This is a genomic window from Marinilabiliales bacterium (assembly GCA_007695015.1).
GTDB lineage: Bacteria > Bacteroidota > Bacteroidia > Bacteroidales > PUMT01 > PXAP01.
In genome coordinates this window covers 1-12,459 of sequence record REEN01000097.1, presented here as the reverse complement: position 1 = coordinate 12,459, position 12,459 = coordinate 1, and the positions used below count along the sequence as shown (strand labels likewise).

Annotated in this window: 11 protein-coding genes; 8 read left to right on the top strand and 3 right to left on the bottom strand. The window is 50.7% G+C overall.

The window, feature by feature from the left end:
* From EA408_12750 to EA408_12740, 3 genes are all read right to left on the bottom strand, one after another.
* Nucleotides 1–620 (bottom strand): hypothetical protein (locus tag EA408_12750; GenBank protein TVR69321.1); only part of this gene is annotated, 620 nt, incomplete at its 3' end.
* A gap of 217 nt (nt 621–837) precedes the next feature.
* Nucleotides 838–2,163 carry a bifunctional folylpolyglutamate synthase/dihydrofolate synthase gene (locus tag EA408_12745; protein TVR69320.1) on the bottom strand — a complete coding sequence of 442 codons (1,326 nt, stop codon included), beginning with the start codon at nt 2,161–2,163 and terminating at the stop codon, nt 838–840.
* A 122-nt stretch (nt 2,164–2,285) separates the two neighbouring features.
* Nucleotides 2,286–2,813, bottom strand: a complete 528-nt coding sequence (locus EA408_12740) for a nitroreductase family protein (GenBank protein TVR69319.1) — start codon at nt 2,811–2,813, stop codon at nt 2,286–2,288.
* Nucleotides 2,814–2,980: 167 nt separating this feature from the next.
* On the opposite strand from EA408_12740, the gene EA408_12735 reads away from it, so the two are divergent.
* From EA408_12735 to EA408_12700, 8 genes are all read left to right on the top strand, one after another.
* Nucleotides 2,981–4,303, top strand: a complete 1,323-nt coding sequence (locus EA408_12735; GenBank protein ID TVR69318.1) for a PhoH family protein — start codon at nt 2,981–2,983, stop codon at nt 4,301–4,303.
* 30 nt (nt 4,304–4,333) lie between these two features.
* Nucleotides 4,334–4,834: a histidine phosphatase family protein gene (locus EA408_12730; protein TVR69317.1), complete on the top strand. Its 501-nt coding sequence runs from the start codon at nt 4,334–4,336 to the stop codon at nt 4,832–4,834.
* Between the two features lie 77 nt (nt 4,835–4,911).
* Nucleotides 4,912–6,975: a polyphosphate kinase 1 gene (gene ppk1 / locus EA408_12725; protein TVR69316.1), complete on the top strand. Its 2,064-nt coding sequence runs from the start codon at nt 4,912–4,914 to the stop codon at nt 6,973–6,975.
* 79 nt (nt 6,976–7,054) lie between these two features.
* Nucleotides 7,055–7,915, top strand: a complete 861-nt coding sequence (locus EA408_12720; protein TVR69322.1) for an exopolyphosphatase — start codon at nt 7,055–7,057, stop codon at nt 7,913–7,915.
* Nucleotides 7,916–8,038: 123 nt separating this feature from the next.
* The gene (gene mtaB / locus EA408_12715; GenBank protein ID TVR69315.1) at nt 8,039–9,352 is read left to right on the top strand and encodes a tRNA (N(6)-L-threonylcarbamoyladenosine(37)-C(2))-methylthiotransferase MtaB; all 1,314 of its coding nucleotides are present in this window, start codon (nt 8,039–8,041) and stop codon (nt 9,350–9,352) included.
* Between the two features lie 43 nt (nt 9,353–9,395).
* On the top strand, nt 9,396–10,187 hold the full coding sequence (locus EA408_12710) for an inositol monophosphatase (protein TVR69314.1): 792 nt from the start codon (nt 9,396–9,398) through the stop codon (nt 10,185–10,187).
* Between the two features lie 14 nt (nt 10,188–10,201).
* Nucleotides 10,202–11,083, top strand: coding sequence for a lipid A biosynthesis acyltransferase (locus EA408_12705; GenBank protein ID TVR69313.1), 882 nt, complete (start codon nt 10,202–10,204; stop codon nt 11,081–11,083).
* The gene (locus EA408_12700) at nt 11,080–12,222 is read left to right on the top strand and encodes a glycosyltransferase family 2 protein (GenBank protein ID TVR69312.1); all 1,143 of its coding nucleotides are present in this window, start codon (nt 11,080–11,082) and stop codon (nt 12,220–12,222) included. The genes EA408_12705 and EA408_12700 overlap by 4 nt, the downstream gene beginning before the upstream one ends.
* Nucleotides 12,223–12,459: the final 237 nt, after the last annotated feature.

The window sequence follows — 12,459 nt, the reverse complement described above, 5'->3', positions numbered from 1 at the left end:
CCGCCATCACCCATCCACAGGTACACATCGGCAGTTTTCTGGACGGCACCGGCTTCATAACCGATGTTGGAAATTTTTATGGAAGGCGACTCCATAGTGAATTCATCATAGTTGAATACTTTCAGCTGGATTCCGGAGTTTGTCCTTTCATCGATTTCCAGAAAGTACATCTTCCCGCGCTTCAGCGGATGGGGCAATTCAAGGTAGATCCAGTGGTGCATTGCCGGCATACGAGCAGAGTGACTGGCTTCCCAGACTTTGGATTTGCGGTGGACCTTTACCGGGCTTTTCCCTCCGGCGCCGTAATTGGGGTCGTCTTCAGAAATAATCAGATAACTTCCCGGTTGTTGGGCATAAATAGCATTCAGCGGTTCACCAAAAGGAACGTACTGGTCTTTGTCCGGACATAGATGCCAGTTTTCGGTATGGTAATAATCCCACCCGTTGCAGGATCCGCTCAGTGTATCGTCCCAGTTGTAGACAACCATTCCGTCCTGGAAGTGTAGTGCCAGGATCTGGTTATCAACCGGCAGAACGCTGACGAATTTGGTTGCTTTGGAAATTCCTGCAGTTAATGCAATAAGGATCAGCAGGCTTATGACTGTTCTTAGATTTTTCATCTGGAATTATGGAAAGGTTAATTACTCCTTGAGAACATTTTGCGTTAAATATCTCAAGGTATTGCCGTGCTAAAAATACCACAGGTTTGTTAAACAACAAAAGTAAATATTGTTTTCGATCTGTTCTGACACGGGTGATTTCATGGTGAGCGGCAGATGGGATATTGAATTGGGAAGAAGAACAAGGGGCCGGAAGCAGATAAACTGATGACATTTACTATTTGTTCATCAATCCGTCGGCCACTACGAAGGTGCTGCCCCCCACAAATACCAGGTCGTCTGGTCCGGCAGCGGCAAGTGCTGCCGAGATAGCATCGGGCACTGTATGGTATGCTTTTCCTGAAAGGCCTGCCGCGAGGGCCTTGCTTTGGAGCTCAGCGGCATCGAGCGATCTTGGTATGGATGCCATGGTCAAGTAATAGGTGGCACCGGCCGGTAGCATGCGAAGGATCTCTCCCGTTTTCTTGTCGTTTACAAATCCCAGCACCATGTGCAGGTGCCTGTGGGGAGTTGCCCGTATCTGGCCAATGACATTGCTGATGCCGGCAGCATTGTGGGCTGTGTCGAATACGATCAGCGGGTTCCTGCCGGCTATCTGCCATCGCCCGCGAAATCCCGTAGCTGTTGCAACCTGCCGGAGTCCGCTATACACATGCTCCCGGCTGATATCAAGTCCCTGTTCCCTCAAAACATCTATGATTTTCAGTACAGTAACGGCATTCTTTTGCTGGTAGAAGCCCAGCAGGTCGGTCTCCAGGTTTTTCCAGTCCGCCTTTCGGCCACCTGACGACCGGCGCGCCTCCCTGTTTGATGTTATATTTAACGACTGCAGCCCCCCTGTGGTGAATGTGGCAAATTCGCAGGTGTACTCTTCTGAAGCAAAGCTTATTAAAGACCCCGTTTGCCTGGCAGCCGTGATGAACACATCCCTTGTCTCAGGCTGCATCTCGCCAATAACCACGGGTATGCCCGGTTTGATGATCCCTGCCTTTTCTCCTGCTATGGCCTGCAGGCTGTTGCCAAGGAACTCGGTGTGATCCAGCCCGATATTCGTAATTACGGAAACAAGCGGTGTTATAATGTTGGTCGAATCAAGCCTGCCTCCCATACCTGTCTCTATAACCGCTACATCGACCTTCTCTGCTGCAAAGTATTCGAATGCCATGGCAACGGTCATTTCAAAAAAGGAGGGTCGCAACCTTTCGAACAGTTTGCGATGGCCTGCGGTGAAACCTGTGACGAAATCCTTTCCAACCGGCTTACCGTCAATTCTGATCCTTTCCCTGAAGTCGAGCAGATGGGGCGATGTGTAGAGCCCGGTTTTAAGGCCGGCCGACTGCAGCACCGATGCCAGCATGTGTGATACCGACCCTTTGCCGTTGGTGCCGGCAACATGCACCGTTCTGAACCTCTTGTGGGGATGACCGGAATATTCATCAAGTGCCAGGGTTGTAGCCAGGTCTGCCTTGTAGGCGGCTTTGCCTATGCGCTGGTACATCGGCAGTTGACTGAAAAGGTACTCCAGTGTTTTCTTGTAGGTCATAATAGTTGCGGCAGCGTTTTAAGTTTTCGGACAGGACTGTGTGACTGACACGACATCATTCTACAACAGGGTTTCTTATCGGGCATCGCGGCAGGGACAGCAGCTGCCGGCAGCCGCCGGGATCAGGTGTCGTAACGGCTGCCCCATCCGTTCAGATGAATTCTTTCCGGCCTGAACCGCTCGGGAGGCTCTTTATCCTCGGCAGCATATCCAAGGGCAATGAGTGAGAAAGGCTGAATATTAGCAGGCAGCGAGAAGATGGATTTTATGGCTTCCATCCTTTCGTCGCGGGGGTACACGCCGAGCCACACGCTGCCAAAGCCCCGGTCATGTGCCGCCAGCAGTATGTTCTGGGTGGCCGCTGAGCAGTCCACCGGCCAGTATCCCTTGCTTTTTTCAAGGTCTGTGTCGCCGCATACCAGGATGGCAAGTGGCGCCTCTGCAAGCATTGAGGCATAGGGGTGTGCATCCATCAGCCTGTTGAGCAGTTCTCTCTCCGTAACCACCACGAAGTGCCAGGGCTGCTCGTTACGTGCCGAAGGGGCATACATGCCGGCCTCAAGCAGTGCATTTACCTCTTGTCTGGAAATCATACCGGACCGGTATTTCCTGATGCTTCTTCTTGTCTTTATCGCCTTGAGAGTTTCCATTACTGAAATGATTTGGGTTCCACTTCCTGCGGGAGCCTGCGTGACGGTTCAGTCAGGCTTGCCGCGGGGAACAAATTTAACAACTATTTAATAAGCTTCACCCCGGTAAAAACCATTTTATTTATTTATTTTTGGATTACGATAATTATTAAACTGCACAGGAATCAATGGGGAATAAGAAGAAAACATTCGTACTTGATACGAATGTTCTGCTGCATGACTACAAGTGTATATACCGCTTCCAGGAAAACGACCTGGTAATCCCGATAGTTGTTCTTGAGGAGCTGGACCGGCTTAAAAGGGGCAATGACCTGATCAATTACCACGCAAGGGAATTCACCCGCGAGCTTGATCTTTTGTCGGGCGACCACCTTTTCAATGGTGGCATTAAGCTGGGACGGGGACTTGGAAAACTGTCGATCGAAACGGGTAAGCCCTTCTCCGACGAGATGTGTGAATCGTTTCCTGAAAAGACCCCCGACCACCGGATACTTGCCATAACTGACCATGTAAGGAGAAGATTCAACAGGCGTCCTGTAATACTGGTATCGAAAGACATAAACCTGAGAATGAAGGCCAAGTCGCTCGGTATACTGGCGCAGGACTATGAGTCAGACAAGGTGGCAAACCTCGATTCGATGGACAGGGCAGTGGAGATGCATGAGGATTTTGATGACCGGCTGATATCGAGGCTTTATGAGGAGCCCGAAGGTGTTCCTGCGGCTGAATTTAAGCTGAGCATGGAGCCTCACCAGTACTACATACTCAGAAGCAGCAAGGCCTCCGTACTGGTCCATTATGATCCGTTCAGGGATATGATGGAACGGGTTGAGAAGTACAGGATTTACGGGATCGAGCCGCGAAATGCCGAGCAGACATTTTCGATCGATGCGCTGATACGGCCTGAGATTCAGCTTATATCCCTTACGGGGAAGGCCGGGACCGGGAAGACCCTCCTTGCGCTGGCTGCCGCTCTGCACCAGGATAACAGGTACAAGCAGATACTGCTTGCCCGGCCCATTATACCGCTGGCCAACCGTGATATCGGTTTCCTGCCGGGCGATGTGAACGAGAAGATCGGACCCTATATGCAACCGCTGTTTGATAACCTCTCTGTTATCAAGAACAAGTTCAGGACCCAGAGCAGGGAACTGGCAAAGATAGAGGAGATGGAAAGGACAGAGAAGCTTGTTATTACGCCGCTGGCCTATATACGCGGGCGCAGCCTCTCTGACGTGTTTTTCATAGTCGATGAGGCGCAGAACCTTACCCCGCATGAGGTGAAGACCATTATCACAAGGGCGGGAGAGAATACCAAGATAGTCTTTACCGGTGATGTCCACCAGATAGATTCGCCATACCTGGACATGAAATCAAACGGACTCAGCTATATGACCGACAAGATGAAGGGGCAGGATATATTCGCCCATGTCAACCTTGTGAAAGGGGAGAGGAGCTTCCTTTCTGAGCTGGCAAGCAACCTGCTGTAACTTTTTGTTCAACCTTAACAACAGACAACCATGGCATCAACAAAAACTCTCTATATAGGCCGGCACGCAAAGTCATCATGGGACTTCCCCGGAAGGGCCGATATAGACCGGCCCCTGGCCGAAAGGGGACTCAACAACGCGTATGAGATGGCCGGGAGAATGAAGGAACGGGGTGACAAGCCGGCGCGGATAATCAGCAGTCCCGCCAACAGGGCCCTGCATACGGCTGTCATATTTGCCCGCGAACTTAAGATACCCCTGGATTACCTGTCAGTTAACGAAGATCTTTATATGGCCGGCGAGGATGCCATTTTACAGGTTGTTGCAAGGGTCGATGATGCAATCGATTCGCTGATGGTGTTCGGGCATAACCCTGATTTTACCTATCTTGCCAACCAGTTTGTGCATAGTCAGATATACAACATACCGACCAGCGGGGTGGTGCGCCTTGATTTTGATGTGAAGTCCTGGGAGGATATCCACAGGGGCAAGCTGACGGGACACCTTTTTGACTATCCCAAAAAGAAGTAGCCGGGATAGCTTTTCAACTGCAGTATAGCGGGCAGGTTTTTAAAACTGCAAACTGAATTAAATACGTTAGGTTGCCAATGGCCAAAAACAGGAAAATAATAAACCGGGAAATAAGCTGGCTCTCATTCAATCACAGGGTGCTGCAGGAGGCTGCAGATAAATCATTGCCTCTTCTTGAACGGATCCGGTTCCTGGGGATTTTCTCAAACAACCTCGACGAGTTCTTCAAGGTAAGGGTGGCTACAGTGAAGCGCATGATGGATTATGACCGGAATGTGAGCCGGGACATGCGCAAAATGATAGGCGACAAGCCGAAGAACGTACTCAAGCAGATCCAGAAGAGGGTAATAGAGCTTCAGGCACAGTTTCAACAGATTTACCAGGATATAATCATGGAGCTTGAAGCGGAGAATATACACCTCATAAACGAAAAGCAGCTCACCCCGTCACAGGCCGCATTTGTGAAGAATTATTTCGAGGAAGAGGTGAGACCCATGCTTTCTGTCATCATGCTTCACAATGTAGATAGTTTCCCCTACCTGAAGGACAAGGCTATCTATCTTGCCACTAAGCTGACAGGAAGCGATCCGGAGGTTGAAACAGAATACGCCCTTGTGGAGGTGCCTGCCAACATCTCCCGCTTCCTTGTCTTTCCGCCCGAAGACCATAAAAGATACCTGATAATCCTGGATGATGTAATAAGGTTTTGCCTGAAGGATGTATTTTCCATATTCCATTTTGACAGCTTCGGGGCATATACCATAAAGATCACCCGTGATGCCGAGCTGGATGTTGATAATGATCTCTCCCAGAGTTTTATCGAGAAGATATCGAAAAGCGTAAGCCGCCGGAACAAGGGACAGCCGGTCAGACTGGTATACGACAGGGCTATTCCCGAAGATATGATCAGTTACATTATCAAAGAGATGGCGCTCGATGATGACGATAACCTGATACCCGGGAGCCGTTACCATAACTTCAAGGACTTCATGGAGTTTCCCGGTTTTGGGATGCCTCACCTGGTCTACCCCACACACAAGCCCCTGCAGCACTGGCGAATAAAGCCTAATAAAAGCATCTTTGAAGTTATTGCCAAAAAAGATCTGCTGCTTCATTATCCCTACCATAAATTTGCGAACCTGATAGACTGGCTGAGAGAGGCTGCCATAGATCCGAAAGTTGTTTCTGTAAAGATTACCCTCTACCGGGTTGCAAGGAATTCGAAGGTTATCAATGCTCTTATAAATGCGGCCAGGAACGGCAAGCAGGTGACCGTGATAATTGAGTTGCAGGCCAGGTTTGATGAAAAGGCCAACATTTACTGGTCACGCAAGATGGAAGAGGTCGGCGTAAGGGTTCTGTTCGGTATCAGGGGGCTTAAAGTTCACTGCAAGCTGATCCTCATAAGCCGCCGCGAGGGACGGGAGGTTGTATGCTATGCAGGTATAAGCACCGGGAATTTTCATGAGGGTAATGCCGGTATCTATTCTGACACCACGCTGCTGACCCGTGACAAGCGGATTGCATCGGAAGTAAGGAAGGTGTTCAACTTCTTTGACAACACCTTCAAGAACTTCACCTACAAGTCGCTGCTGCTCTCGCCCAACTATGCCCGCAGGCGGCTTGTGAACCTGATCGACAATGAGATCAGGAACAGGGATCTCGGCAGGGATTCCTGGGTAATAGTCAAGACCAACAGCCTGGTGGACAAAGATTTGATCAATAAGCTTTACCAGGCCGGAAGAGCCGGTGTTAAAATTAGACTGATCGTGAGGGGTATATGCTCGCTTATACCCGGTGAACCCGGTTTAAGTGATAACATAGAGGCCATAAGCATCGTCGATGCCTTCCTGGAGCACTCCAGGATATTTGTATTCTGCAACAACAACAAGAACCTTTATTATATATCGTCGGCGGACTGGATGACGAGGAACCTGGACCACCGCATTGAAGTTACCTGTCCGGTTTACGATCCCGACCTGCAGGAGGAGCTCAGGACACAGATCGAGCTGCAGTGGAGCGACAACGTAAAGGCCCGGGAGATAAACCGGGAACAGGATAACAGGTACAGGAAGAACGAGGGTAGTCAGCCCGTCAGGTCGCAGGCAGAATTTTACAGGTATCTTAAAAATAAAACTTAAGGCAAAAACTGATCCCGTATTGAAACTGCTGAAGTTTGCAGCTATTGACATAGGCTCTAATGCCGTGCGGCTGCTGTTCATGAATGTAATAGAAGACAACTCCGATGTGTACTTTAAAAAGTCATCGCTGGTGCGTGTGCCGGTCAGGCTGGGTGATGATGCATTCTATAACGGCGGTGTAATAGGGGCTGCCAAGATTGAAAAGCTGATGCACACCATGACCGCATTCAGGCACCTGATGACCGTTCATGATGTTGTAAGTTACCGTGCCTGTGCCACCTCGGCAATGCGTGAGGCTGCCAACTCGGCTCATGTGGTGAGCTATATCAAAGATAAAACCGGAGTTGAGATCAACGTGATAGACGGCCAGCAGGAGGCCGAGCTGATTTACGCAAACCGTATCGTTGAAATGATAAAGAAAGAAGGTGCCTATCTCTATGTCGATGTGGGTGGGGGCAGCACCGAGTTGACACTGTTTTCGAAAATGAAGGTGGTCGCTTCTGCCTCGTTCAACCTGGGAACCATCCGCTTCATTAAGGGTGAGGATACCAGCAACGAAAAAAAAAGGCTCAGGGAGTTCGTCAAAGGTCTCTCAACCCGGTACAGGCCTGTTGAGCTGATCGGTTCGGGAGGCAATATCAACAAGGTGTTCAAGCTTTCGGGCAAAAAGGAGGGTGTGCCGCTTACACTGAAAAATCTGAGGGATATTTACGAATTTATTGATTCTTTCTCCATTGATGAGCGGATCAGGGACCTTGGATTTAACCCCGACAGGGCCGATGTGATAATTCCTGCAACAAACGTGTTTCTGAAGATCATGAAATGGACCGGCGCCAAAAGAATACTGGTACCTAAAATCGGGGTTTCAGATGGCATCGTGCACCATTTGTACAACCGTTACCGCGCCGGCAAGGAAGCCGGTCAGGATGACAGGCCATAGCCGGTGCCGGCTAAATCATTCAGCTTCTGAATACAGTGTTGTGGTCATTTGTGCGGGTGATTGAATTATTTTGATTAAAATTGCCCGTAGGATACCCTGGGATATCCTAAACCAAAGCCAGACATGAACATTAAACCGAGGGTCGCTTTCCATACGCTTGGTTGCAAACTGAACTTTGCAGAGACCGCCACCATACAGCGCCTTTTCGAGGAAAAGGGTTTTCAAAAGGTGGATGTTGGAAGCGAGGCTGATGTTGTGGTTATCAACACCTGTACCGTCACGGGAAGCGCCGATAAAAAATGCAGGAATGCAATAAGTCGTGCGGCCAGAAACTATCCGGGCGCATTCCTGGTTGTTGCGGGCTGTTATTCACAGCTCAAGGCCTCAGAGCTGGCGGAAATGAAGGGGGTTGACCTGGTGCTGGGCTCGAAAGAGAAATTCAGGATATTTGACTATGCCGGTGATTTTGAAAAGAGGACCGTGCCCGGGGTGCATGTATGCGAGATAGGAGGAGACAGGGACTTTTCTCCCTCATATTCGCTGTCGGGACGCACACGTTCATTCCTCAAGATTCAGGACGGATGCGACTATTACTGTTCATACTGCACCATCCCCATGGCCAGGGGCCGCAGCCGCAGTGCCCCGGCCGGAGAGATTGTGAGCCAGGTGCATGTGATAGAAAAACAAGGTATACGTGAGGTGGTGCTTACCGGCGTCAACATTGGCGATTTCGGGAAACGCGGCAGCGGCAGCCTCCTGGATCTGCTTTACCGGCTTGAAAGTGAAACGTCAGTCGACAGGTTCAGGCTCTCATCGGTCGAGCCCGATCTGCTGGACGATGGATTGATAGAATTTATTGCCGGCAACAGCAGGTTCGCTCCCCATTTTCACCTGCCCCTGCAATCGGGCTGCGACAGGGTGCTGAAGCTGATGAACAGGAAATATAATACCTCGCTCTTTACCGAACGGGTGGCAAGGATCAGGGAACTGATACCCCATGCCGGCATCGGAGCCGATGTGATAACGGGCTTCCCGGGAGAGACAGGGGGGGACTTTGAGAATACATTGCAGTTTCTGAAGGAGGCCGGAATTTCGTATCTTCACGTTTTTTCCTATTCGGACAGGGAAGGGACCAGGGCTGGAATGATGGAAGGCAAGGTGCCTCCACAGGAGAAGGAGAGGAGGAGCAGAATACTGCACAGCCTTGCAGATGAGATAAAGCTTAGGTTCAATGAGAGTTGCCTAGGACAGGTACACCAGGTTCTTTTTGAGGCTTACAACAGGAAGGGGCGGATGTATGGCTTTACGGGCAACTATATAAGAGTGGAGGCCATAGCCGATGAGGGGGCGGTAAACAGGATTGCCGACGCAGAGCTCATTGAAATTGCCCCTGACGGAAAGGTCAGGGCGATACTGAAGAGCTCCGGCAGCAGTTGAACGGGTTGGGTGAAAGTTCAAACTTTATATAAAAAATAGTTTTATGGATCTGCAGAATGTTTGTGAGAAAGTGAAAAAGGTTGCCATCGAGACAGGCAATTTTATCAGGAACGAGAGAAGGTCTTTCTCGGCCGACAAGATTGAGACCAAGGGCATTCATAATTATGTTTCGTATGTTGACAAACAGGCCGAGAGCATGCTGGTGGGTGCACTGGCCGGGATAGTGCCCGAAGCTGGTTTTATTGCCGAAGAGGGTACGGGCCAAAGGAATGAGACAGGACTCAACTGGATCATTGATCCGCTCGATGGCACTACCAATTTTATTCACGGACTGCCTCCCCATTCCATAAGCATTGCGCTGAGCGACAATGACCGGATAGTGCTGGGAGTTATTTACGAAGTGAACCTTGAGGAGTGCTTCTATTCATGGGAAGGAGCCCCTGCATTCCTTAACGGCACTGAGATAAGTGTTTCGGAGACAGCGAATGTGAAAGATTCTCTTATTGCTACGGGTTTTCCCTATACGGCATTCGACAGGATGCCGTCATTCCTTGTCTCTTTCGAGTATTTCGTGAAAAATTCTCACGGGCTCCGAAGGCTGGGCTCTGCTGCCATTGACCTGGCATACGTGGCCTGCGGCCGGTTTGACGCCTTTTATGAGTTCGGTCTGAGTCCCTGGGATGTGGCTGCGGGATCATTCCTGGTGGAGCAGGCCGGGGGACGGGTAAGTGACTTCAGGGGCGGTGGCGATTACCTGTTCGGCCGTGAGCTGGTTGCTGCCAACAGTAAAGTTTTTGATGAGTTCGGTTCGGCTGTGGGGCGTTTTATGAATTAATTTTCAAACCCTGAATGCAGACTATCCTGTTCCATATCATATACGGTTTCTTCAGGCTGCTGGCAATGCTTCCGCTGCGTGTGCTCTACTTTTTTTCCGGAATCGCCTATCTTACGCTTTATTACATTACAGGATACAGGCGCGCCGTTGTTGCGGAAAACCTGCGCAACGCCTTCCCCGAAAGGGATAAGGAGGAGATTGTAATTATTGAAAAGCAGTACTACCGGCACATGTGCGACCTGATAGCCGAAACCGTTTACCAGTCGGGTATGACCGCCCGCGAGGTTTCTGCAAGGGTCAGGTACACCAATCCGGAGATTGCCGGAAAGTACTTTGAGCAGGGAAAGGATGTGGCCGGCCTACTGGGACACTGCAATAACTGGGAGTGGTTGTTCGGTTACCCGCTGATCGCGCCGTTCAGGTGCGTCGTTATATACAGGCCGATCAAAAACAGGGTGTTTGACCGGATCATGCTTAAGCTGAGGTCCCGGTTTAACGCCCACCTGGTGCCTATGAAGGTTGCTCCGCGGACCATCTACAATTACAGGCAGCAGGGGGTGCAGACCATCACGGCCTTCATCGCCGACCAGTCGCCCCCCACTGGCGGCACACCACAGTGGCACACTTTTCTGAACAGGGATACAGCCTTTTTTGGCGGACCCGAGGTTATTGCGAGGAAAATGAAAATGGCGGTTATCTACCTTAAGATGAAAAAGATTAAAAGGGGATATTACGAATTCGAATTCGTGCCGCTTGCAGATGATGCTTCGGCTGTCAACGAAGGGGAGATTATCAGATCGTATGTTGCCGAGCTTGAGAAACATATTGCTGAGGAACCGTCTCACTGGCTCTGGTCGCATCGCAGGTGGAAACACAGGAGGGAGGTGCAACCATGAAGAAGCTGGCAGTAGTCATACTGAACTGGAACGGAGAGAAGTTGCTCAGGCGGTTTTTGCCGGGGGTGGTTGAACACTCTTTATCGGAGCATGCCGGAGTATGGGTGGCTGACAATGGTTCGACTGACGGCTCGGCTGAATTTGTGAAGAGGGAGTTCCCGGGGATCGGACTTATAACGCTCGACCGCAACTACGGTTTTGCCGGTGGCTATAACAGGGCGCTTGCCGGGATTAAGGCTGAGTACTACATATTGCTTAACTCCGATGTGGAGGTGACACCCGGGTGGACCGCACCACTGCTGGATCTAATGGAGGGAGACAGCCGGGTGGCTGCGTGTATGCCTAAGATACTGGATCTTGAGGATAAGGGCCGTTTTGAATATGCCGGTGCTGCAGGTGGCTTTATCGATTTTCTTGGTTATCCTTTCTGCAGGGGAAGGATCTTTGATGTTACCGAGGAGGATAACGGGCAGTATGATGATGTGAGGGAGGTGTTCTGGGCCACAGGTGCCTGCATGGCAGTCAGGGCAGAGGACTGGAAACTGTTTGGCGGGTTCGACAGCGGTTTTTTTGCTCATATGGAGGAGATAGACCTGTGCTGGCGAATGAAAAGCGGTGGGAGGCGAATTATGGTTTGCCCGGCGTCGGTGGTATACCACCAGGGTGGGGGAACGCTTCCGGGAACTGATCCGCGCAAGACCTTCCTGAACTTCAGAAACAGTCTCTCCATGCTGCTCAGGAACCTTCCGGGAGACAGGCTGTGGCTGGTGCTGGTGCGGCTTATTGGGGACTGGCTTTCGATTGTCAAATTCATAGCGGCCCTCTCATTCGGAAATGCATTTGCTGTTCTAAGGGCCCACTTTGCGTTTTTCGGGCTGCTTGCCGGCAATGTCAGGAAAAGGCGGGAGATACGCCGCCTGTTGTTGTCGCTGCCTGCCGGCCGGGACGGGGAGATCGTTTCCGGGGAAGCCGTTACCGGGGAAACCGCTCCAAGGGAAACTGCTGCCGGGGAAACCGCTTCCGGGAATTTTATTCCCGGTAAGTCTTACCCCCTTGCCGGAATGTACAGACGCAGCATAGTGGTCGATTTTTTTATCCTGCGTCGCAGGGTATTTTCCCGGCTCGGTTTCGGGGATTGATGTGTCATTTTGGGGGTTGACATGCCGTTTCGGGGTTTGATGGGATGTTTCGGATGTTGATGTTCAGTTCCGGGGATCGATGTGCCGGCGTAGGGCTTGACTGGCTGGTTCGTGGATTGATATGCCGCCAGGGGGGAGGGATTACAGCAACTTTTAACGATACAGATGTATGCAGATATTTAGGAAGGACAATCTAAATGTAAGGGTTTTTAAAGATGAGGCCCGGATGGGGCTTGC

What these genes read in the sequence shown, in the direction of transcription:
- EA408_12705 (TVR69313.1), top strand. Translation starts at nt 10,202, where the DNA reads ATGCAGACTATCCTGTTCCATATCATATACGGTTTCTTCAGGCTGCTG.
- EA408_12710 (TVR69314.1), top strand. Translation starts at nt 9,396, where the DNA reads ATGGATCTGCAGAATGTTTGTGAGAAAGTGAAAAAGGTTGCCATCGAG.
- EA408_12720 (TVR69322.1), top strand. Translation starts at nt 7,055, where the DNA reads ATGAATGTAATAGAAGACAACTCCGATGTGTACTTTAAAAAGTCATCG.
- EA408_12735 (TVR69318.1), top strand. Translation starts at nt 2,981, where the DNA reads ATGGGGAATAAGAAGAAAACATTCGTACTTGATACGAATGTTCTGCTG.
- ppk1 (TVR69316.1), top strand. Translation starts at nt 4,912, where the DNA reads ATGGCCAAAAACAGGAAAATAATAAACCGGGAAATAAGCTGGCTCTCA.
- EA408_12740 (TVR69319.1), bottom strand. Translation starts at nt 2,813, where the DNA reads ATGGAAACTCTCAAGGCGATAAAGACAAGAAGAAGCATCAGGAAATAC.
- EA408_12730 (TVR69317.1), top strand. Translation starts at nt 4,334, where the DNA reads ATGGCATCAACAAAAACTCTCTATATAGGCCGGCACGCAAAGTCATCA.
- EA408_12700 (TVR69312.1), top strand. Translation starts at nt 11,080, where the DNA reads ATGAAGAAGCTGGCAGTAGTCATACTGAACTGGAACGGAGAGAAGTTG.
- EA408_12745 (TVR69320.1), bottom strand. Translation starts at nt 2,163, where the DNA reads ATGACCTACAAGAAAACACTGGAGTACCTTTTCAGTCAACTGCCGATG.
- mtaB (TVR69315.1), top strand. Translation starts at nt 8,039, where the DNA reads ATGAACATTAAACCGAGGGTCGCTTTCCATACGCTTGGTTGCAAACTG.